Source organism: Vibrio sp. TH_r3 (assembly GCF_033101115.1).
GTDB lineage: Bacteria > Pseudomonadota > Gammaproteobacteria > Enterobacterales > Vibrionaceae > Vibrio.
In genome coordinates, this window is the sequence record NZ_JAWMPW010000104.1 from 1 (window position 1) to 277 (window position 277).

Consider the following 277-nt stretch of genomic DNA (forward strand, 5'->3'; position numbering starts at 1 on the left):
TCGAAGCACTTGAATTCCCATTAAATTTAAATGAGGGGCGACTTGTCGGTCAAACTGACAACGATATTTATTATCTCTTGGGGCTAATCGAACACAAGTTGGGCGCATGTGAATCTTCAAAGGAAATGTTCCATCGCGCATTAGCTGGAGAGACGGAAATGACAGAAAGTCGTTATTACAATGATATGCCTGCGGACTATATGTTGTATCAAGCTTTAGCTGCTTATCAGCTTGGTCAGAAAGAGCGAGCTATCGATAAACTTAATGAAATGGCAGA

The 277-nt window shown here is 41.2% G+C and carries 1 protein-coding gene; it reads left to right on the forward strand.

Annotated features, from left to right (window positions below):
• The coding region (locus tag R3X26_RS18985; RefSeq protein ID WP_317718870.1) for a hypothetical protein at nucleotides 1–277 on the forward strand (277 nt) is incomplete at both ends.